General features: G+C 71.3%; 15 protein-coding genes and 1 tRNA gene. 15 read left to right on the top strand and 1 reads right to left on the bottom strand.

What is annotated here, in order from left to right; genetic code table 11:
• Positions 1 to 69: 69 nt before the first annotated feature.
• Complete coding sequence (locus ACIQI8_RS04615) at positions 70 to 603, bottom strand: DUF309 domain-containing protein (protein ID WP_402344888.1); 534 nt, start codon at positions 601 to 603, stop codon at positions 70 to 72.
• Between the two features lie 100 nt (positions 604 to 703).
• Here ACIQI8_RS04615 and ACIQI8_RS04610 point away from each other — a divergent pair.
• The 15 genes from ACIQI8_RS04610 (at position 704) to ACIQI8_RS04540 (ending at position 21,579) form a co-directional block, all read left to right on the top strand.
• Positions 704 to 780: transfer RNA gene (locus ACIQI8_RS04610), tRNA-Pro, on the top strand.
• Between the two features lie 878 nt (positions 781 to 1,658).
• Entirely contained in the window at positions 1,659 to 3,158 is a 1,500-nt protein-coding gene (locus tag ACIQI8_RS04605) for a sugar transferase (RefSeq protein WP_402344886.1), read from the top strand.
• A gap of 70 nt (positions 3,159 to 3,228) precedes the next feature.
• Positions 3,229 to 4,545, top strand: a complete 1,317-nt coding sequence (locus tag ACIQI8_RS04600; RefSeq protein ID WP_402344884.1) for a nucleotide sugar dehydrogenase — start codon at positions 3,229 to 3,231, stop codon at positions 4,543 to 4,545.
• Positions 4,535 to 5,812 (top strand): glycosyltransferase family 4 protein, encoded by a 1,278-nt coding sequence (locus ACIQI8_RS04595; RefSeq protein WP_402344881.1) that lies wholly within the window; start codon positions 4,535 to 4,537, stop codon positions 5,810 to 5,812. The genes ACIQI8_RS04600 and ACIQI8_RS04595 overlap by 11 nt, the downstream gene beginning before the upstream one ends.
• On the top strand, positions 5,809 to 7,182 hold the full coding sequence (locus ACIQI8_RS04590) for a Wzz/FepE/Etk N-terminal domain-containing protein (RefSeq protein ID WP_402344879.1): 1,374 nt from the start codon (positions 5,809 to 5,811) through the stop codon (positions 7,180 to 7,182). Before ACIQI8_RS04595 ends, ACIQI8_RS04590 begins: the two co-directional genes overlap by 4 nt.
• Positions 7,179 to 8,708: a Wzz/FepE/Etk N-terminal domain-containing protein gene (locus tag ACIQI8_RS04585; protein ID WP_402344878.1), complete on the top strand. Its 1,530-nt coding sequence runs from the start codon at positions 7,179 to 7,181 to the stop codon at positions 8,706 to 8,708. Before ACIQI8_RS04590 ends, ACIQI8_RS04585 begins: the two co-directional genes overlap by 4 nt.
• Before the next feature lie 3 nt (positions 8,709 to 8,711).
• On the top strand, positions 8,712 to 10,646 hold the full coding sequence (gene asnB, locus ACIQI8_RS04580; RefSeq protein WP_402344876.1) for an asparagine synthase (glutamine-hydrolyzing): 1,935 nt from the start codon (positions 8,712 to 8,714) through the stop codon (positions 10,644 to 10,646).
• A 15-nt stretch (positions 10,647 to 10,661) separates the two neighbouring features.
• Entirely contained in the window at positions 10,662 to 12,851 is a 2,190-nt protein-coding gene (locus tag ACIQI8_RS04575) for a bi-domain-containing oxidoreductase (RefSeq protein WP_402344874.1), read from the top strand.
• The gene (locus ACIQI8_RS04570; RefSeq protein WP_402344872.1) at positions 12,848 to 14,794 is read left to right on the top strand and encodes an alginate lyase family protein; all 1,947 of its coding nucleotides are present in this window, start codon (positions 12,848 to 12,850) and stop codon (positions 14,792 to 14,794) included. Before ACIQI8_RS04575 ends, ACIQI8_RS04570 begins: the two co-directional genes overlap by 4 nt.
• An 8-nt stretch (positions 14,795 to 14,802) precedes the next feature.
• On the top strand, positions 14,803 to 16,353 hold the full coding sequence (locus ACIQI8_RS04565; RefSeq protein WP_402344870.1) for a right-handed parallel beta-helix repeat-containing protein: 1,551 nt from the start codon (positions 14,803 to 14,805) through the stop codon (positions 16,351 to 16,353).
• On the top strand, positions 16,346 to 17,650 hold the full coding sequence (locus ACIQI8_RS04560; RefSeq protein ID WP_402344869.1) for an O-antigen ligase domain-containing protein: 1,305 nt from the start codon (positions 16,346 to 16,348) through the stop codon (positions 17,648 to 17,650). The genes ACIQI8_RS04565 and ACIQI8_RS04560 overlap by 8 nt, the downstream gene beginning before the upstream one ends.
• 2 nt (positions 17,651 to 17,652) lie before the next feature.
• A complete protein-coding gene (locus tag ACIQI8_RS04555) occupies positions 17,653 to 18,894 on the top strand; it encodes a glycosyltransferase family 4 protein (RefSeq protein WP_402344867.1) in 1,242 nt (413 codons plus the stop codon).
• A complete protein-coding gene (locus ACIQI8_RS04550) occupies positions 18,891 to 20,144 on the top strand; it encodes a class I SAM-dependent methyltransferase (RefSeq protein ID WP_402344865.1) in 1,254 nt (417 codons plus the stop codon). Before ACIQI8_RS04555 ends, ACIQI8_RS04550 begins: the two co-directional genes overlap by 4 nt.
• Complete coding sequence (locus tag ACIQI8_RS04545; protein ID WP_402344863.1) at positions 20,141 to 20,935, top strand: sugar phosphate nucleotidyltransferase; 795 nt, start codon at positions 20,141 to 20,143, stop codon at positions 20,933 to 20,935. Before ACIQI8_RS04550 ends, ACIQI8_RS04545 begins: the two co-directional genes overlap by 4 nt.
• Positions 20,932 to 21,579 carry a PIG-L deacetylase family protein gene (locus ACIQI8_RS04540; protein ID WP_402344862.1) on the top strand — a complete coding sequence of 216 codons (648 nt, stop codon included), beginning with the start codon at positions 20,932 to 20,934 and terminating at the stop codon, positions 21,577 to 21,579. Before ACIQI8_RS04545 ends, ACIQI8_RS04540 begins: the two co-directional genes overlap by 4 nt.
• Position 21,580: the final 1 nt, after the last annotated feature.

The following is a 21,580-nucleotide window of genomic DNA, read 5'->3' as shown; positions in this document are numbered from 1 at the left end:
CGCGCGTACCTGCGCGGACACCTGTGCCCGCAAGCACTTACCCCCACAGACACCTGCGCCCGCAAGCACTTACCCCCGCAGCCGAGGCGCCCGCGCCCCCGCGTCCACGCTCGCGCCGTCGCGTTCCACGTCGTCCGCCAACTCCCGGGCCCACCCGGCCAGTCCCGCGAGATCCATCCCGTACGGCCGCCGCCGTCCCGTCTCCGACGCCCACTCCTCCACCGCTGCCGCGCCCCGTCGCAGCAGCCGGACGCCGCCGGTGAGGTTGCCGCGCGCGGCATGCGTGAGCCCCACCGCGAGCTGGGCCAGCCCCCGCCACAGGGCCCGTTCCTCCGCCGGCCCCGACTTCCACGCGTCCTCGAACACCTCGTGCGCGTGGAAGGGCTTCCCGGCCGCAAGCAGCTCCTGTGCCTCTACGACGGACCGCTCCGGTGGACGTACGACTCCCTCGGGCTGCCGCTCCACCCCGGCCGCGCCGTAGGGCAGGGGCCGCCCGAGTCCGTCGCGCGGCCGGGCGTTGCGCGCCCGCCCGTCGGCGTCCCGGTCGCGCCGGTCGGTGGCCTCGTCCGACGACGCGTCGCCGCCGCGTCCCGTAGTACTCATTCGCCAAGTGTCCCCCGCCCCCCTGCCCCCTGCGGGGCGGCCCGCGGCGTGCGGTAAAGTACTGACCTCGTGATCACGCGATCGTCCGCGTGTGTCGCATCGGGACGTGGCGCAGCTTGGTAGCGCACTTGACTGGGGGTCAAGGGGTCGCAGGTTCAAATCCTGTCGTCCCGACCAGCTTTGTGGCGGGTCGGTGGCCGTCCTCTCATTCATGAGAGGGCGGCTTTCGCGTTCCCGGAAGGCCGGCGGCGCAGGCCGAGGCAAAGGCGGAATTCCGTTGCGGAGATTGTCGAAAACAATTCTTGACGTCCATGGGCGGTTCACGTCGGGGCAACCGCTGATGGCTCATAAGGAGTGCGCTTTTTCGGTCATGACCGTATCTGGCGTTGTGTGAGCGCGGCCGATCGGTCCAGGCGTCTGTGCGGTCGTGGCGTCGACGGCGACGGCCCGGCCGAGGTCACCCTCGGTGTCCGTCGGTGCGAGCAGAGCGATCAAGGTTCCTTCCGGGTGCCGGGGTTGGGCTCCGGGACGCCTTGGATTGCCGGTGCCGACAGCCCGTAAAACTCCCGCCGTTGCTGGGCGCCGGGCGTCTTCTGCGTACCTGGAGACGTGCGGGGCGGTACGGGTCCGATGACTCTTCTTCAAATCTTGCGCACAAATTGCACACAAGCCTCTCTGCAGACGGGCTCAGATGGTCTAGATTGACCGTGCTTCGCAAGCTGTGACACCGGCGACAAATGATGATCTATGGGTCCGGCGGCAAGGCGAACCGAGTCGGTGGCTCTCGCGTCAGGCGTGGGGGAGACCAACTGCCGGAGCCCGAGAGGGGCTTGAGGCGCGGGGAGCGCCCAGGTCCGTCGCCGGGATGAGCGGCAGCGGTTCAGGTGGTTCGGCGACGGCCGGGCCGCAGTGCGCGGGAGGTAGGGGCCTCCCGGCAGGGGAAGAGGGGCGGCAGTTTCTCGGGGAGAGCAACGCCGCGGAGGGCGGGGACCTCCGCGGGGAGCGAAACAGTGTGAGGCGAACACGTCGTACCACTGGGGACCTTGGGGGGTTCTGTGCGGCAGGGGGGAATAGTCGGCCCTTTTCCGTCGGCGCGCGAGCGTCTGGCGAACGGGGTAATGAGTCAGCCCGCGACCGACTGGGAGCAGCGGTACAGACGTACCGTGATCATCAGCGACACCGTGGCCACCGCCTTCGTGGTGGCGGCGATCGGTGACTTCTTCGGGGCCCGGGACGCGGCCAACTGGCACGAGAAATGGGGAATTCTCGCATTCGGCACCCAGCTGCTGGTGCTGGGAGCGCTGGCGGTGAGCCGCTCGTGGGCTCCGGCCGTGCTCGGCCAGGGTGCCGAGGAATTCCGCCGGCTGGGACGTTCGCTGTTCACGGCGACCGTCGTCCTGGCGCTCGGCGGGATCGCTCTGACCTCGCGCAACATCAAGCTCTGGATCTTCGTCGCGATCCCGGCGATCGCGCTCGTCACCATGACGGAGCGGTACGTGCTCCGCCTCTGGCTGCACAGACAGCGCAACGAAGGACGCTGCCTGAGACCGGTGCTCGCCGCCGGGAGCCCGGCCACCGTGCGCGACCTGATCAACCGAACCCGCAAGTTCCCGCACCTCGGCTGGCGGGTGGAGGCGGTCTGCACGACGGACGGCCGCGGCCTCGATGGCGACCAAGGCGGCCTGGACGGTGACCAGTTGGACGGAGTGCCGGTCATCGGCAGACTGGAGGACGTCGCCAAGTACGTCCGCCACGACGGCTACCGTGTCGTCGCCGTCACACCGGACCCCCACTGGTCACCGGACCGGCTGCAGCGGCTGGCCTGGAACCTCGAAGGCAGCGACGCCGAGATGATCGTCGCCCCCGTGCTGATGGAGGTGGCCGGTCCGCGACTGCACGTCGACGCGGTGCTCGGGATCCCGCTGCTGCGGGTCAGCATGCCGACCTTCACCGGGGGGCGCCGGGCGATCAAAGGGGTCGTCGATCGACTGGGCGCAACGATTCTGCTGGTGCTGTTCGCACCGCTGATGATCCTCGTCGGGCTGCTCGTGCTGATGGACAGCCGGGGCGGAGCCTTCTACCGCCAGCGCAGGGTGGGCAAGGACGGGCGCGAGTTCACCATGCTCAAGTTCCGCACCATGGTCGTCGGGGCCCACAAGGCACGTGCCGAGCTGGCCGACCGCAACGAGGGCGCGGGCCTGCTGTTCAAGCTCCGCCGGGACCCGCGGGTGACCCGGGTGGGCACGGTGCTGCGCCGGTACTCGATCGACGAGCTCCCGCAGCTCTTCAACGTGCTCACCGGAGACATGTCGCTCGTCGGACCGCGGCCCCCGCTGCCGGAGGAGTCCGCCGAGTACGGCCCGGACATCCGGCGCCGGCTGCTGGTCAAGCCCGGGCTCACCGGCCTGTGGCAGATCAGCGGACGCAGCGACCTGCCGTGGGAGGAGGCCGTCCGCCTCGACCTGCGGTACGTGGAGGACTGGTCGCTCGCCCTGGACACGGTGATCTTGTGGAAGACCCTGCGCGCCGTGATCCACGGGCAGGGGGCCTACTGATGCGCGGGGGTCGTCCGACCGACGCGCGGACCGCAGGCCGCGATGGCCTGCCTGGGGGGAGAGACCGGTCATGAGAGTCAGCGTTTTCGGACTCGGCTACGTGGGCTGCGTATCGGCCGCGTGCCTGGCCAGCATGGGCCACGAGGTCATCGGGGTGGACGTCAACCAGGTGAAGGTCGACCTGGTCAACGACGGCAAGGCCCCGGTGGTGGAGGAGCGCATCGGCGAGCTCATCGCGGAGGTCGTGCGGACCGGAGCACTGCGCGCCACCCGCGACGTCCGCGAGGCGATCGCGGACAGCGAGGTGTCGCTGATCTGCGTGGGCACCCCGTCGGAGCCCAACGGCAGCCTGTGCACGACCTACTTGGAGCGGGTCACCGAGGAGATCGGCGCCGCGCTCGCCGAGCGGGGCGGACGACAGACCGTCGTGTTCCGCAGCACGATGCTCCCGGGCACCTGCCTGAACCTGCTGGTGCCGATCCTGGAGAAGCACGTCGGCGGCACCGCCGGCGTGGACATCGGGGTCGCGGTCAACCCGGAGTTCCTGCGTGAGGGCACCAGCGTCAAGGACTTCTTCGACCCGCCGAAGACCGTCATCGGCGAACTCGACCCGGCGAGCGGCGACGCGGTCGCGGCGCTCTACGACGGGCTGCCCGGCGAGGTGTTCCGGGTGCCGATCCCGACCGCCGAGGCCATCAAGTACGCGGACAACGCCTTCCACGGCCTCAAGATCGGCTTCGCCAACGAACTGGGCGCCGTCTGCCAGGCCCTCGGCGTGGACTCGCACCAGGTGATGGACGTGTTCCTCGCCGACCGCAAGCTGAACATCAGCCCCGCCTATCTGCGCCCCGGCTTCGCCTTCGGCGGCTCCTGCCTGCCCAAGGACCTGCGCAGCCTGGTCCACGCGGCGCAGCGGGCCGACGTCTCGGTGCCCATCCTCTCCCACGTGCTGGCCTCCAACTCCGACCATCTCCAGCGTGCGGTGGACCTGGTCGAGCGCACCGGCAAGCGCAAGGTGGGAATGTTCGGGCTCTCCTTCAAACCCGGCACCGACGACCTCCGCGAGAGCCCGCTCGTCGAACTGGCGGAGCGGCTCTTCGGCAAGGGCTACGACCTCAAGATCTACGACGCCAACGTGAGCCTCTCCCGGCTGCTCGGCGCGAACCGCGAGTACATCGAGAGCCGGCTGCCCCATCTCGCGCAACTGCTCGCCGACTCCGTCGACGAGGTGCTGGAGCACGCCGAGGTGTGTCTGGTCGGGACCAAGGATCCCGCCGTGCTGTCGGCGCTGCCCCATGCGGGCAGCCCGGTGATCGTCGACCTCATCCGCCTTCCCGACGCCGACGCGCGCCGGACCGAACCGGGGTACATGGGCCTTGCTTGGTAACGCGACCGGTAACGCGGCCGGCGGCGACGGGACCGACCGTCGCGCGCTGATCCTGGTGGAGAACCTGTCGGTGCCGTTCGACCGGCGGGTGTGGCAGGAGTGCACCACACTGCGCGACGCGGGCTGGGAGGTGCACGTCATCTGCCCCCGGGGCGAGAAGCGGGACACGGAGCCGGAGGCGGTGATCGACGGGGTGCGGATCCACCGCTACCCGCTGCGCGCGGCCACCGGAGGGCCGGCCGGCTACCTGCGGGAGTACGGATCGGCGCTCTGGCACACGCTCCGGCTGGCCCGCAAGGTCGGCCCGGTCGACGTGGTCCACGCCTGCAACCCGCCCGACCTGCTGTTCCTGCCGGCACTGTGGATGAAGCGGCGCGGGGCGCGGTTCGTCTTCGACCAGCACGACCTGGTGCCCGAGCTGTACCTTTCCCGGTTCGACCGTGGCGAGGACCTGCTCTACCGCGCCGTGTGCGCGCTGGAGCGGCGGACCTACCGGGCCGCCGACATCGTGCTCGCCACGAACGAGAGCTACAAGGACGTCGCACTGCGCCGTGGTGGCAAGCGGCCGGAGGACGTCTTCGTGGTGCGCAGCGCGCCCGCGACCGACAGGTTCCAACCGGTGCCGCCGGAGCCGGAGTTGAAGCGCGGCAAGTCCCATCTGCTCTGCTATCTCGGCGTCATGGGACCTCAGGACGGCGTCGACTACGCCCTGCGGGCCCTGGCGAAGCTGCGCGACGAGGTCGGCCGGACCGACTGGCACGCGGTCTTCGTCGGCGCCGGCGACGCCTTCGACGCGATGGTGGCGCTGGCGGGGCAGCTCGGTCTCTCCGACCAGGTGCAGTTCACCGGGCGCGTCCCGGACGCCGACCTGGTGCGCTACCTGTGCACCGCGGACGTCTGTCTCTCCCCCGACCCGTGCAATCCGCTGAACGACGTGTCGACCATGAACAAGGTCCTCGAGTACATGGCGATGGGACGACCGATCGTCTCGTTCGACCTCCGGGAGGCGCGCGTCTCCGCCGGTGACGCCGCCGTCTACGCGCCCGACGACGACGAGGCCCAGTTCGCCAAGCTCATCGCGCTGCTCCTGGACGATCCGGAGAAGCGGGCCCGGATGGGCAGGATCGGCCAGGAGCGGATCAGCGGCCCGCTGTCCTGGGAGAACTCGCAAGCGTCGCTGCTCGCCGCCTACGCCGCCGCCACCCGGGACCACGCCCCGGTGTCGACGGGTGGGCCGGTCCGTACGGGGAAGAGGCCGCACCATTGAATGACGACACGATCCGTCTGGCCACGATCGGACGGATTCTCCGGCGGCGCTGGCGGCTCCTCGCCGTCCTCGCCGTGGTCGGCGCGCTCGTCGGCTACGGCACCTCGGTGCTGCTGCTTCCGCCGCGCTACACGGCACAGGCATCGGTCCTGCTGCCCGGTCAGTGGGAAGAACGCGAACTGCTGACCCAGGTGGACATCGCCACCAGCTCGGCGGTGGTCGACCGCGCCGCCGCCGCGCTCCACTGGAAAGGCGTCGACGGCACCGAACTGCGGGACAAGGTGAGTGCCAAGGCCGACGACGGGAACATCATCAAGGTCTCGGGCACGGCCGACACCCCGGAGCGCGCCCAGCGTCTCGCCGACCAGCTGGCCCAGCAGTTCGTCACCTTCGCCACCCGCATCGCGGGCGGCAGCACCGACCCCGCGGCGGACACGGCGACGGAGGCGTTGCGGAAGCAGGTGGCCAAGACCAACCGCCGCATCACCGAGCTGGCCGACTCGGCGGACCCGGGGCAGACCGTGGAGAGCGTGCAGACCCGCACCGAGCTCGAAGCCCTGCGCACCGGACTGCAGGACGCCATGAAGAAGCTGGAGGAGGCCAACCCGGCGACCGCCAAGGCCGGCCTGGTCGTCATGGGACCGGCTCCCCGCCCGACCGGCGCGGCGGCGCCGACCAGGACACAGCTCATCGCCGGCGGGGCGCTGCTGTTCCTTCTGCTCGCCGTCATAGGGCATCTCGCCACCGCCCGGGTGAACCGCCGGCTGCGCACCGAACCGGAGATCGTCGCCGCGCTCGGTTCACCCTTCCTCGGCACCGTCGACGTGCCCGGCGAACAGCACGCGCACCGGCCCGAGAGCCACGGCGCACGGGCCCGGCTGCGCCGGTTCCTCGGCACGGACACCCGATGGGACCTGCCCACCCCGCTGCTGTCCGGCGACGAGGCCGAGAGGCGGATCCGCTACCGGCGGGTGTGCACCCGCCTCCGGAACCAACTGCCCGCCCCCCGGCGGCTGCTGGTCGTCGTACCGGAAGGCGACGAGGTCGCCCGGCTGGCCGCCGGACAGCTCGTCGCCGAGTCCACCGGGGACCCCCGGCTGCGGATCGTGGAGGTCTCGGTGGACCGGCCGATCGTGCCGGACAGCGACACCGAGTCCGGTGCCCTCGCCGTCCTCAGCGCGGGGAACTGGACCGCCGCCGAACTCGCCGGCATCGCCGAGGCGTGTGCGGACGGCGGGCACGAACTCGTCGGCGTCGTCGTCGCCGGCACGGTCCGCACCCGCACGACGGAGAGAGCCGCCGACCGACTTTCCGACGACGCCACTTTGACGTTCGCGGTCCATGGCCACGCGACAGGAGATTCAGCGTGACGACGAGCACGACTTCGGAGCCGTCGGCCGCCGCCCCGCTCCTCGACCTCCAGGCGCTGGTGGTCGCGGTGCGCAGACGCCGCCGTCTGTGGGGCGCCATGGCACTGCTCGGGCTGCTGGCCGGCGCGGCCGTGGCGGTCCTGCTGCCACCGGCACCGGCCGCCGTGGCCAAGGTGCTGGTAGCGCACCAGGAGGACCAGCCGAACGACACCGGAACGCTGATCCGCACCGACGCCCAGCTGCTGGCGACCTCACGGATCGCCGTCCAGGCCCTGAAGATCCTCAAGTCCCCCGAAAAACCGGAGGACTTCATGAAGGACTACCGGGGCACCGGACTGACCAACAACGTCCTTCAGATCGATGTGACGGGCAAGACCGACGCGGAAGCGGTGGCCCGGGCCAGGGCGCTGGCCCAGGCGTTCGTCGCGGACCACGCCAAGCGGATCCAGGAGATCGCCGACGCCAACGCCCAGGGCCTGCTCGACCAGCGCGCCCGGATGCAGTCGGAGCTCGCCGACGTCAACAAGACGATCGGCGGCAGGTCGCCCGACACCGACCCCGCGGACGCGGCGAACCTGGAGTCGCTCTTCGCCCGGCGCGCCGAACTCACCTCGCAGATCTCCGACTTCGGCCAACGCGCCGAGGAGGCACGCGTCGGCGCGCCGCAGCTCGTCGCCGGCACCCAGATCGTGGACGCCCCGCGCGCCGTGCGGCACTCCCTGCCCAAGACCCTCGTCACCGACGGCGTGGTCGGACTCGTCCTCGGGCTCTTCCTCGGCCTCGCGCTGGCCGCGGTCGGCGTGGTCGTCGCGGACCGCCCCGTACTGCGCCGGGACATCGCGGCGAACCTCGGCGCCTCGGTCATCGCGGAACTGCCGCGCAGGTCCGGCCGGTTGTGGCAACGACGGCGGACCAGGGTGGCACGCGAACGGCTCACCACGACACTGGCCCGCACCGCGCGCGGCTCGGCGGAGTCGCTGTCGCTGCTGGAACTGGGCTGCGCGCGCAGCACGGCCGTGATCGCCCTCGGTCTCGCCCGGGCCCTTGGGGAGGACGGTCCGGTGAGCGTCGTCGACGGCCTCCCCGGCACGCAGCTCTCGCGCCGCCGCCCGAAACCGGGGGACCCCACCGTGGTCGGCGGCGAGAAGGCCGCGACCGTGCCCCCGCAGAACCAGCAGATCGGTGTCGGCTCGGTGGCGCCCGGCACGGCGTGGACCGACCTCCAGTACCTCGGCACCCGCACCGTGCTCGTCGTACGCGCGGGGCACGCCGGCGCCGCATGGCTGCACACCGTGGCACGGCAACTCGCGGACCAGCGCATCCCGGTGGTCGGTGTGGTGCTGATCGACCCCGACCCGCGCGACCGGACCGACGGCACCCTGTGGGACGGCCTGGCCAACGCGCTCCGCGGCCGGACCGAGCGGCCGACCTGGCACAACGCCACGGATCGAACGGAACGACGGCTCCCCGAACGGCAGCCGATACGGGCCGCCCGGGTCCCGGACAACGACCAGGAGGTGAGGTAGGACATGTGTGGCATCGCGGGCACGTACCGATGGCCGGACGGAAAGGCCGTGACCGACCGGCTCACCGACACCCTCGCCCACCGCGGCCCGGACGGCGCGGGCCGCTACGGCCACCCGGTCGGTGACGGCGACGTGCAGCTCGGACACCGCCGGTTGTCCATCATCGACCTCTCCGAGACCGGCGCCCAGCCGATGGTCTCGGACGGCCTCGCCCTGACGTACAACGGCGAGCTGTACAACGCGCCCGAACTCCGCGCCGAGTTGGAGGCCACCGGGGTGCGCTTCCGGGGAACCTCCGACACCGAGGTGGTCCTGGAGGCCTGGCGGCGCTGGGGCACCGACTGCCTGCCCCGGCTGCGCGGCATGTTCGCGTTCGGCGTCTTCGACGAGCGCACCGGCGACCTGGTCCTCGTCCGCGACCAGCTCGGCATCAAGCCGCTGTTCCTGCTCCGGCGCGGCGAGGGCCTGATGTTCGCCTCCGAGCTCAAGGCGCTCGCCGCCGCGACCGGCAAGTCCCTGGAGGTCGACCAGGCCGCGCTGGTGGCCTCCCTCCTCTACTACTGGGTGCCGGACTCCCGCTGCGCGTTCCGCGAGGCGGAGAAGCTGCCGGCGGGCAGCTGGCTGCGGTGCCGGCCCGACGGCCGGGTGGAGCGCGGCAGTTTCTGGAACCTGAAGGACGTCGCCGCCGAGGGCCGGGACCGCGCCCTGGCCGGTGAACAGCCGGACCTTGCCGCCATCGTCGAGGAGTCGACCCGGCGCCACCTGCTCTCCGACGTACCCGTGGCGACCTTCCTCTCCGGCGGCCTCGACTCCAGCTATCTGACCGCGCTGGCGGCCCGCCACCAGCCCGGGATCTCCGCCTACACGATCGGATTCCGCGCCGAAGACGCCAAGTTCGAGGCGATGCCGGACGACCTGCGCTACGCCCGGCAGGTCGCCGAGCGGTTCGGTGTCGACCTGCACGAGATCGAGATCGCCCCGAACGTGCTCGACCTGCTGCCGCAGATGACGTACAGCCTGGACGAGCCGATCGGCGACCCCGCCGCGATCAACACGTACCTGATCTGCATGGCCGCCCGGGAGGCCGGGGTCAAGGTGATGCTCTCGGGCATGGGCGCGGACGAACTGTTCGCCGGGTACCGCAAGCACTTCGCCAACCTGCTCGCGCTGCGCTACCAGCGCGTCCCGCGGCCCCTGCGGCGCGGGGTGTCCGGGGTCGTGGACCGGCTGCCGGTCGCCTCGGCCACCCGGGGTTACCGGTCGGTGCGCTTCGCGAAGCGGTTCCTGTCCTTCGCCGATCTGCCGGAGGAGACCGCCTTCCGGCGCAGTTACACCATGTACGACCAGGACGAGCTGCTCGCCCTGCTCAACCCGGATCTCGCCGGGACGGTCGACGACGTGATCACCGAGCACACGGACGTCTACCAGGACAACGACCTCGACGACTTCGTCAACCGCATGTGCCTGACCGATGCCCGGATGTTCCTGCCGGGCCTGAACCTCGCCTACACCGACCGCTCCAGCATGGCCGCGTCGACCGAGGTCCGGGTGCCGTACGTGGACATCGAGGTGGTCAGGGCGGCGTTCGCCGTACCCGGCAACCGCAAGATCGTCGGGCGCCAGGGCAAGGCCGCCCTCAAGGAAGCGGCCACCTCGGTGCTGCCCAAGGAGATCGTGTACCGGCCCAAGGGCCTGTTCAGCGCCCCGCTGCGGGCCTGGATGAGCCGGGACCTGGCACCGCTGGTGCGCGAGGTGGTCAACGACGGCGAGCTCGTCCGGTCCGGGCTGCTGCGCCGGGACGCGCTGGCCCGGATGGTCGCCGAGGACGCCGCCGGACAGACGGACTACTCCAAGCATCTGTGGCACGTACTGACCCTCGAGTACTGGTATCGCGACGCGACCTCTGGCTCCGCCCGGAGCGCTCGGACGACGGCTTAGAAAACAGGAGTTCCGGTGAAGCAGGTTGTACAGAACTACAAGAGCGGCGAGCTGGCGGTGCTCGACGTTCCGGTACCGGGGTGCAAGCCGGGCGGTGTGCTGGTGCGCAGCGCCTACTCGCTGATATCCACCGGCACCGAGCTCATGAAGGTCTCCGAGGCCGGCATGTCGATGCTGGGCAAGGCCCGCTCCCGCCCGGACCAGGTGGCCAAGGTCATGCAGAGCGTGGCCACCAACGGACTGCCCGCCACCTACCGCAAGGTGATGGGCAAGCTGGACTCCTACACCCCGCTCGGCTATTCGCTGTGCGGAGTGGTCGAGCAGGTCGGCGCCGGGATCGACGACGTGAAGGTCGGCGACCTCGTGGCCTGCGCGGGCAACGAGCACGCGCTGCACGCCGAGTTGAACTGGGTGCCGAAGAACCTCTACGCCCCGGTCCCCGACGGCCTCGCCCCGCGGCACGCGGCCTTCGGCACGGTCGGCTCGATCGCGATGCAGGGTGTCCGCCAGGGCGAGCCGCAGCTCGGCGAGGTCGCGCTCGTCATCGGCCTCGGCCTGATCGGGCAACTGGTGGTCCAGCTCCTCACCGCCGCGGGCGTCCGCGTGGTCGGTGCCGACCCGGACCCGGCGCGCTGCGAGCTCGCCGAGCGCCTGGGCGCCGCGGCCTGCGGCGACCCCGCGTCCGCCGCCGTGGAAGCGGCCGTCGCCGAACTCACCGACGGCCACGGCGTGGACCAGGTGTTCCTGGCAGCCGGCGGCGGCAGCAACCAGCCCGTCGAACTGGCCGCCCGCCTCGCACGGGACCGCGGCCGGGTCGTCGACATCGGCAAGTGCCGCCTGGACCTGCCGTGGAACGCGTACTACGAGAAGGAACTCGACGTCCGCTTCTCGCGCTCCTACGGCCCCGGGCGCTACGACCCCTCGTACGAGCTGGAGGGCCGCGACTACCCGATCGGCTACGTCCGCTGGACCGAGCGCCGCAACCTGGCCTGCTTCCTCGACCTCGTCGCCCGCGGCCGCGTCGACGTGGACCCCCTGGTCTCCCACATCGCCGACTTCGACGACGCCGTGGAGACGTATCAGCGCCTGAAGGACGGCGAGTTGAAGGCCGTGGCCGTGCTGTTCAAGTACCCCGAGCAGACGGGGGAAGCGGGGGAGCCGGAGGCCCCGTCGGTGGCCGTGCCCGAGGTCCGCCGCAGCGAGGGGACGTCCACCCCGGCCCGGTCCGCGAAGAGTCCGGTGCGTTTCGCGTTCGTCGGCGCGGGCAACTACGCGACGTCGATGCTGCTGCCGCACCTCGCCCGGCGCGAGGGCGTCGAGCTGGCGACCGTCGTCACCACGACGGCGCTCTCCGGGGCCAACGCGCAGCGGAAGTTCGGCTTCGCCAAGGCGACCACCGACCTCGACGCCGTCCTCGGTGACCCATCCGTCGACGCGGTGTTCGTCGTCACCCGGCACAGCTCGCACGCCGAGCTGACCCGGCAGGCCCTGCTGGCCGGCAAGACCGTGTTCGTGGAGAAGCCCCTGGCCCTCACCGAGGACGAACTGGCCGGCGTGCTCGCGGCGGTGGAGGAGTCAGGCAACGACCGCCTCCAGGTGGGCTTCAACCGCCGCTTCGCACCGTTGCTCCAGGAGGCCAAGGAGCGGTTCGGCGCCCGCACCGGTCCGGCGAACCTGCGCTACCTGGTCAACGCGGGCAAGCTGCAGCACGGCAGCTGGTATCTCCAACAGGGCGCCGAGGGCTCGCGGTTCGCCGGCGAGGGCGGCCACTTCGTCGACACGGCGAGCTGGCTCCTCGACGCCGACCCGGTCTCCGTGTACGCGACGGCCGCGCCCGGCAACGAGGACCTCCAGGTCGTCCTGCGCTACCCGGACGGATCCACCGCGACCATCAGCTACGTCACCACCGGCGCGCCCGGATTCCCCAAGGAGACGCTCGACCTGGTCGCGGACGGAAAGGTGCTGCGGCTCGACGACTTCGTCCGGGCCTCCGTCCACGGCTCCAAGAAGTGGGTCAGTTCACGGCTGCCCAAGGCCCGGGACAAGGGCCAGAACGCCGAACTGGCCGCGTTCGTCAAGGCGGTTCGGACCGGCGGACCGATGCCGGTGCCGCTGGAGTCGCTGGTCGCCACGACGGTGGCCACTCTCGCCGTGCAGGCCGGTCTTGCGGGCGGCGCACCGGTGACCCTGGCGAGGCAGCCATGACCATGAGCGCGGGCTGGTACCTGCGCCGGCTGTCCCGGATGGGACCGCGGGAGGTCGCGGGCCGGGCGGGCGACGCCGTGCGCAGGCGGCGGTGGCGCTCGGCGCGGCCGGACTGCCCGGGCGTGACCGGTGCCCGGTTCACCGCGGTCCTGCCGAAAGAGGCGATCGCCTCGGTGGCACCGGACGCCGCGAAGCGTCTGGTCGCCGAGGCGGACCGGCTGATGTACGGGCACGCCGAGTACTTCGGGGTGGTCCGCGACGACCTGGACGATCCGGACTGGTGGTCCGACCCGAAGACCGGGCGCCGGGCTCCCTGGGGCTACGCCTTCGACGTGCCGTACCGCAACGAGGACGCGGTCGGGGACATCAAGCAGATCTGGGAGCTGTCGCGGCACCAGTACCTGACCGTGCTCGCCGCCGCCTACGCGATCACCGGGAACGAGCGGTACGCCGAGCGCGTGGCCGAGCATCTGCGGTCGTGGTGGGCGGCCAACCCGCCCCTGCGCGGCGTGCACTGGATCAGCGGTATCGAGCTGGGCATCCGGCTGTTGTCGTGGGTGTGGATCCGCCGGCTGCTCGACGGCTGGCCGGGCGCGACCGAGCTGTTCGAGGCCAACCCCGTGGCGCTGAACCAGATCTGGCACCACCAACGCTGGCTGGCCGGCTTCCCCAGCCGGGGCTCCTCCGCGAACAACCACGTCATCGCCGAGACCGCCGGACAGTTCGCCGCGGCCTGCGCGTTCAACTGGTTCCCCTCCTCGGCGCGTTGGCGATCGGACGCCCTGCGCTCGCTGGAGCGGCAGCTGCGCGCCAACACCTTCGACTCCGGCCTCAACCGCGAACTGGCCACCGAGTACCACGGACTCGTCCTTGAACTCGGCCTGGCCGCGCTGGCCGAGGCCGATGCCGCCGACGTGCCGGTGCCCGACTCGCTGCGGCTGGTGCTGCTGCGGATGACCGACGCGCTGGCGGCCGTGGTGGACAACCGGCTGCGACCGCCCCGCCAGGGGGACGCGGACGATGGCCACGGCCTGATCCTGGACGGCGCGGGCACCGACCGCTGGGCCTCCCTTCTGGCCACCGGCGACGCCGTGTTCGGCCGGCTCGACTGGTGGCCCGAGGTGATCGCCACCGACGTGCGCACTCCGCTGCTGACCGCGCTCGTCCGGCCGTACACGAAGGACGCAACCACCCGCCCGGCGACCCGACCGGCCCACTTCGCCGACGCCGGGCTCACCGTCCTGCGCGGTCCGGAGGAGATCTGGTGCCGCTGCGACGGCGGCCCGCACGGCTTCCTGTCCATCGCCGCGCACGCCCACGCCGACGCGCTGTCCGTGGAGGTGCGGCACGACGGAGTCGACGTGCTCGCCGATCCGGGGACGTACTGCTACCACGGTCAGCCCGTGTGGCGGCAGTACTTCCGCTCGACGCTCGGCCACAACACCCTGCAACTGGACGGCGGTGACCAGTCCGTCTCCGGCGGCCCGTTCCTGTGGACCAGGCACGCCCGCAGCCGCGTCCTGGAGGTGGACGACTCCGGTGCGGGGGTGGCCCGTTGGGCCGCGGAGCACGACGGCTACCAGGGCTCGGTGCACCGCCGCCGGGTGGAGCTGGCCGCCGCGAGCCAGGAGCTGAGGATCGTCGACGAGGTACGCGGCCCGCGCAAGGAGGTCCGCCTGGCGTTCCACCTCGGCCCCGCGATCGCCGCCGACCTGGTGGGGCACCGGGCGGTGCTCACCTGGATCCGGGACGGCGAGGGGCGGTCCGCGGTGCTCGACCTGCCCGGGCAGCTGTCCTGGCGGGCACATCGCGGCGAGACCGACCCACCGCTCGGGTGGTACTCCGCCGGATTCGGGCGCAAGGAACCCACCACCACGCTCGTCGGCACCGGATTCGCCGACGGCACGGACGGGTTCACCACGGTGCTCGGATTCCGCGGCTAGGGGGGCGCGTGGGCATCAGGAGACGGCACTGGGCGTTGGCGGCGGCGCTGCCGGCGCTGGCCGTGCTGACCGTGACCGGCTGCGAGAGCACGTCGAGCGCCCCGGACGCGAAGCCGAGCGCCGCGCCGTCCACGTCCATGTCCGCCTCCCGGACCGTGGCCCGGGTGTGCGCCAACCCCGCCGCCGGACCGGCGAAGGCACCGGCGGGCGCGGTGACCGTGGACCCCGCCGTGGTCGGCGATCTGGCGGCGAAGACCAAGAGCAGCCCCCCGAACACCACGTTCTGGCTCCGGCCGGGCACGCACAGACTCGAGCGGGACCGCTACGCGCAGGTCATCCCCAAGAAGGGGGACCGCTACCTCGGCGCGCCGGGCGCGGTGCTCGACGGCCGCAAGGTCAACCAGTACGCCTTCGCCGGTGCCGCGAGCGATGTCACCATCAGCCATCTGACCGTGCGGGGATTCGTCGCGCCGCTGGACGAGGGCGTGGTCAACCACGACTCGGCCGACGGATGGACGATCGAACACACGACGATCCAGGACAACTCCGGTGCCGGGCTGATGGCCGGCGACCGCCAGCGGGTCCGCGCCAACTGCCTGCGCGACAACGGCCAGTACGGCATGAACGCGTACAAGGGCGACGGCCGCATCACCGGCCTGGTGGTCGAGGGCAACGAGATCGTGGGCAACAACACCGGCGACTGGGAGCGGCGGCGGGAGGGCTGCGGCTGCACCGGAGGCATCAAGTTCTGGGCCGTCGACCGCGCCGACGTGAGCGGCAACTGGGTCCACGACAACCGTGGAACGGGGTTGTGGGCGGACACCAACAACAACGACTTCCGCATCGAGAACAACGTGATCGAGGACAACGACGGAGCCGCACTGATCTACGAGACCAGCTACAACGCGGTCATCCGGGACAACACGATCCGGCGGAACAACTGGGTCGAGGGCCGCAAGGCGGCCGACGGCGGCGACAACTTCCCCTACGCGACCGTCTATCTGTCGGAGTCCGGCGGCGAACCACGGGTTGCGGCCCGCACCGACAAGATCGATGTCTACCGGAACGTGCTGGAGAACAACTGGTCCGGGATCACCCTGTGGGAGAACGCCGACCGGTTCTGCAACAGCCCGGCCAACACCTCGTCGGGTGACTGCACGCTGCTGGTGAAGAGGACCGCCACGTGCGCGCGGCCGGCCATCGCCAAGGCTCCCCTCTACTCCGACTGCCGGTGGAAGACCCAGCGGGTGGACATCCACGACAACCGATTCGTGCTCGACGAGTCCGTCGTCAAGTGCACGGAGATGTGCGACCGCATGGCGCTGCTGTCCAACTACGGCACCTATCCGGACTGGTCGCCCTACCAGGGCGAGCGGGTGGCCGACGCCATCACCGAGAAGCAGCACAACCGCTGGCACGACAACGTCTACGTCGGACCGTGGAAGTTCGTCGCCCAGGACCAGAGCCGGGTGCTCGACTTCGGACAGTGGCAGGCGGCGCCGTACCGACAGGACAAGAGCAGCACCCTAGATCTGCGGGTGGGTGGTGGAGATGGCTGAGAACCCCGCGCGCGAGGGTCTCCCCGGCGGACCGGACAGGGCCGGAACGCAGCCGGGCGCCGAACCGCGCCCGGCCCGCACCCCGAAGGCCGTCGGGATCGTGTGGGGGCTGCTGATCCTCAACACGCTCGGCTCGGCCGGGGCCAAGACCATCGTCCCGCTGCCCCGCTCCCTCATCCAGATGGTCACGATGGGCGCGCTGGTCGCCGCGTTCGGCCTGGCACTCGTGGTCAACCAGCGGGTGCGCATCAGGTCCAGCGCCTACGTGCTGCTGCTCAGCCTGCTGCTGGTGTCCAGCGTGATCTCCAGCGCGAGCCTGGAGTCCGGGACGGGCGCGCTGTTCCGCTGCTTCCGGCTGACCCTCTTCGTCGGCACCCTGTGGCTGCTCAGCCGCTGGTGGGACGGCAGTGCGACATTCGTCCGCCACCACATCCGGGCCTACTTCGCGGTCCTCGGCTCGGTGGCCCTCGGCCTGGTCGTCGCCCCGGGCAAGGCCCTGCCCGACCTGTACGGCGGACGCCTCGTCGGCGCGCTGTGGCCGCTCACCCCGCCGCAGATCGGACAGTACGCGGCGGTCATCATCGGGCTGACCGTGCTGCTCGTCATCGGCAAGCGGACCGACCGGACCAGCGCCGTGCTGGTCATCGTGCCGACGCTGGTGCTGCTCGCGCTGACCCACACCCGGACGGCCACGCTCGGCCTGCTGCTCGGGCTGGCGCTCGCGATCGGCTCGCTCGTTCTGACCAGTGCCGCGGCCCGCCGCTTCTTCACCTGGGCGGTGCTGATCTGCGTGGTGGCCGCGGTCGGGTTCGCCTCCGCGCTGCAGACCTGGTTCCTGCGCGGGCAGAGCCAGGAGAACTTCTCCAGCCTCACCGGCCGGGCCAAGGTCTGGAACGCCCTGCTGGCCGAGCCCCGGTCGACCGCACAGCGGCTGTTCGGCGTGGGCCTGGGCGACAAGTCGTTCGGCGGGCTGCCGATCGACAACAGCTGGCTGGCCGTCTACAACGAACAGGGTCTGATCGGCGTCACCCTCGTCGCCGCGATCATCGTCGTGCTCGGCGGCGTCGCGTTGCTGCGGCCGCCGTCACTGGAGAGGGCCTGCGCGATCTTCCTGATCAGCTACTGCGCGATCGCCTCGTACACCGAGGCCGGTCTCGGTGACGCCTCGCCCTATCTGCTGCATCTGGCCCTGGCCGCCTCGCTGTTGGCGGCCCCGGCCAAGCCCGCCCCCCTCCTCATCCCCGAAGACAACCGTCGGTACGTCCCGCGCTGGGCCCGCGGATCGGAGGTGAACTGAGCATGCACGTCCTCGTGGTGCACAACCGCTACAACTCGGCGCAGCCGAGCGGGGAGAACAAGGTCGTCGACCAGGAGGTGGAGCTGCTGCGCGCGGCCGGCCACCGGGTCGAGCTGTTCGAGCGGCGCAGCGACGACATCGGCGCCCGCTCCCTCCTCGGCAAGGTCGCGGTGCCGCTCCTGGTGCCGTGGAACCCGGCCGTACGCACGGAGCTGGCCGCCAGACTGCGCGCCGAGCGTCCGGACGTGGTGCACGTCCACAACGTGTTCCCGCTCCTGTCGCCCGCGGTCCTCGCCGCGTGCGCCGACGCCGGAGTGCCCGCCGTCGCCACGCTGCACAACTACACCCAGGTCTGCCCGCCCGGCACCCTCCAGCGGGACGGCCACCCGTGCACGGAGTGCGTCGGCTCGACACCGCTGCCCGCCGTCCGGCACGGCTGCTACCGCAACTCCAGCGTCGCGACCGTGCCGCTCGCGGTCAGCCTGTCGGTCAACCGGAAGCGCTGGTGGACCGGCGTGGAGCGCTTCCTGTGCATCTCCGCCGCGCAGCGTGACGTCCTGGTGAGTTCCGGCATGCCGGCCGAACGCCTGGCGGTGAAGCACAACTTCGTCCCCGAACCCGACATACGGCGGGAGGGCGGGGGCGAGCAGGTGCTCTATCTCGGCCGGCTCGCGGAGGCCAAGGGCGTACGGCTGCTCATGGCCGCTTGGGACGAGCTCGCGGCGGACGGCGGGGTGGGCGTGCCGCTCGCGATCGCCGGCACCGGGCCGCTGGAGAAAGAGGTCACCGCCTGGGCGGCCGGCCGGGACGACGTGCGCTACGTCGGCCTGCTGGACCCGGCGGAGTGCCGCAAGGCCATCGCGCGGTCGGTCGCCGTGATCGCGCCCTCGACCTGGCTGGAGGCGTTCGGCCTGGTGGTCGTGGAGGCGATGGCGGCCGGTGTGCCCACCGTCGCCGCCGGGCACGGCGCCTTCGTCGAACTCGTCGAGGACGGCGTCACCGGGCTGCTGCACGAGCCGGGCGACGCTGCCTCGCTCGCGTCCGGCATCCGCCGGATCGCCGCCGACCCGGTCCGCAACCGGGAGATGGGTGAGGCGGCCCGGCGCCGCTACGAGCAGGGATTCAGCCCGGCCGTCGGCCTGGAGCGCCTGCTGGAGGAGTACCGCACCGCGATCGCGGGACGGTCAGCACTGGCTCCCGGTGGGAACACCCACGCGGGCAGGGGGGATGGGGACAGCACATGACACGATGCCGACTCTGCGGCTCGGAAGCGATGGCGAGCGTCGTCGACCTCGGGGCGACACCGCCGTGCGAGAGCTTTCTCGCCGCCGATCAACTGGACCTGCCGGAACCGGCGTACCCGCTTCATCTGCGGGTGTGCACCGACTGCTGGCTGGCGCAGATACCGCCGCTGATCACGCCGGAGGAAACGTTCAAGGAGTACGCGTACTTCTCCTCGTACTCGACCTCCTGGGTGGAGCACGCGCGCACCTTCGTCGACGGCGCGGTGGACCGCCTCGGCCTCGGCACCGACGCCTTCGTGGTCGAGGTCGCGAGCAACGACGGATACCTGCTGCGGCACGTGGTGGACCGGGGGATCCGCTGCCTGGGCATCGAGCCCTCGGTGAACGTCGGCGCCGCCGCACGGGAGGCGGGTGTGCCCACGTTCACGGACTTCCTGAGCCCCGACACAGGCTCCGCGGTCCGCGCCGAGCACGGCCCGGCGGACCTGGTCGTCGCCAACAACGTGTACGCGCACATCCCCGACGTCGTCGGGTTCACCCAGGGGCTCCGCGCCCTGGTCGCCGACGACGGCTGGGTCTCCATCGAGGTGCAGCACCTGCTGACCCTGATCGAGGAGAACCAGTACGACACGATCTACCACGAGCACTTCCAGTACTACACGGTCGCCGCCGCGATCCGGGCCCTCGCCAGCGGTGGACTCGCCCTCGTGGACGTCGAGTTGCTGCCCACGCACGGCGGCTCCATCCGGCTGTGGGCCCGGCCGGCCGAGGTCGCGGGGGAGCCCTCGCAGCGAGTGGCCGACGTACTGGCGCGCGAAAAGGCCGCCGGGCTCCAGGAGTTGGCCGGGTACACCGAGTTCTCCGCCCGGGTCGCCAAGGTGCGCCGGGACCTGCTGCGGTTCCTCATCGACGCGGCCGAGCGCGGCGAGACGGTAGTCGGCTACGGCGCCCCGGGCAAGGGCAACACCCTGCTCAACCACTGCGGCATCCGCCCCGATCTGCTCGCGTACACGGTCGACCGCAACCCGTACAAGCACGGCCGGTTCACCCCCGGCACCCGCATCCCGATCCTGCCGCCCGAGCGGATAGCGGCCGACAAGCCGGACTACGTCCTCGTCCTCCCGTGGAACCTGCGGGCCGAACTGGTCGAGCAGCTGTCCTACGTGCACGAGTGGGGCGGCCGGCTCGTCTTTCCCATCCCGGAACTGAGCATCGTCGAGGCGGCGCAGTCGAAAGAGGTCACAGCATGAAGGTCGTCCTGTTCTGCGGCGGTTACGGGATGCGCATGCGCAACGGAACCTCCGACGACGTACCCAAGCCCATGGCGATGGTCGGGCCGAGACCGCTGATCTGGCATGTCATGCGGTATTACGCGCACTTCGGGCACAAGGAGTTCATCCTGTGCCTCGGCTACGGCGCCCATCACATCAAGAACTTCTTCCTCAACTACGAGGAGACCGCCTCCAACGACTTCGTACTGCGTGGCGGGCAGACCGAGTTGCTCTCCACCGACATCGCCGACTGGACGATCACCTTCGCCCAGACCGGCATCGAGTCGCCCATCGGGGAGCGGCTGCGCCGGGTGCGCCACCACCTGGACGGCGACGAGATGTTCCTCGCCAACTACGCCGACGTGCTCACCGACGCCCCGCTGCCGGAGATGATCGACCGGTTCGCCGCGCGCGACGCCGGGGCGTCGATGATGGTCGTGCCGCCCCAGTCCTCCTTCCACTGCGTGGAGTTGGGCGAGGACGGCCTGGTGGGTGGCATCACCGCGGTGAGCGACATGCCGCTGTGGGAGAACGGCGGCTACTTCGTGCTCCGCCAGGAGGTCTTCGACCACATACCGGAGAACGGCGACCTGGTCGCCGACGGATGCGCCCAACTCGCCAAGCAGGGGCGGCTGGTGGCGCATCAGCACCGCGGCTTCTGGAAGCCGACCGACACCGTGAAGGAGCGGGCCGCGCTCGACGAGGCCTACGCGCGGGGCGACCGTCCGTGGGCCGTGTGGGAGCGGGACAGCGCGGGGGTGCGTGCGTGATCAGGCTCGGAGCCGGCCGGCTCGACCGGATCGTGGCGGTGGGCGCGCACTGCGACGACATCGCCATCGGCGCCGGCGGCACCCTGCTGACCCTGTGCCGGGCGCGGCCCGGCATCAGGGTCGACGCGCTGGTGCTCTCCGGCGGCGGCAGCGAGCGCGAGCAGGAGGAACAGGCCGCGCTCACCGCCTTCTGCCCGGGCGCCGACCTGCGGCTGACCGTGCACAAGCTGCCGGACGGACGGCTGCCCGCGCACTGGGAGGAGGCCAAGGCGGCGGTCGAGGAGCTGCGCGCGCAGATCGAGCCCGAGCTGGTCCTCGCGCCGCGCACCGACGACGCCCACCAGGACCACCGCGGCCTGGCGCAGCTGATGACCACCGCGTTCCGCGACCACCTCGTGCTCGGCTACGAGATCGTCAAGTGGGACGGCGACCTCGGCCGGCCGGCCGCCTACCAGCCGCTGGAGACCGGGACCGCCGAAGAGAAGGTACGGCTGCTGCAGGAGCACTACCCCTCGCAGCGGCACCGGCCCTGGTACGACCGGGAGGCCTTCCTCGGCCTCGCCCGGATCCGCGGAATCGAATGCCACGCGCGCTACGCCGAGGCCTTCGCCGTCACCAAACTCACGCTCAACCTGGGGGGTTGAA

The sequence above is a fragment of the Streptomyces sp. NPDC092369 genome, from assembly GCF_044755245.1.
GTDB lineage: Bacteria > Actinomycetota > Actinomycetes > Streptomycetales > Streptomycetaceae > Streptomyces.
Note: the sequence above shows the minus strand (reverse complement) of the source record. Positions and strands in the feature narration are given on the sequence as shown.